General features: G+C 56.8%; 1 protein-coding gene. It reads right to left on the bottom strand.

The window, feature by feature from the left end; all coding sequences use genetic code 11:
- A partial coding sequence (locus SB764_RS45245) for a heme-dependent oxidative N-demethylase subunit alpha family protein (RefSeq protein ID WP_410867472.1) occupies window positions 1–212 on the bottom strand: 212 nt, incomplete at its 3' end.
- Window positions 213–229 lie beyond the last annotated feature (17 nt).

The following is a 229-nucleotide window of genomic DNA, read 5'->3' as shown; positions in this document are numbered from 1 at the left end:
CTGCCTGATTTTACGGATTGCCGGTTGGCCATCAACTGGTATAGATTTGATCCAGACCGCCTGCCGTGGCTATTTCCGGCAGCTTTCGTGGCGAGCGCGCGATTGCGCCATAACCACTGATCGCCCTTGCGCTTGAGCGAAAACAGCTCGGGATAATCCTGGGCGAGATGCTCCATGATCATTTCCAGCGCGTCCCACGAGGCTTTCTGCATGTGCGGCATCACCATGC

Source organism: Paraburkholderia sp. SIMBA_027, assembly GCF_046535315.1.
Classification (GTDB): domain Bacteria; phylum Pseudomonadota; class Gammaproteobacteria; order Burkholderiales; family Burkholderiaceae; genus Paraburkholderia; species Paraburkholderia tropica.
Note: the sequence above shows the minus strand (reverse complement) of the source record. Positions and strands in the feature narration are given on the sequence as shown.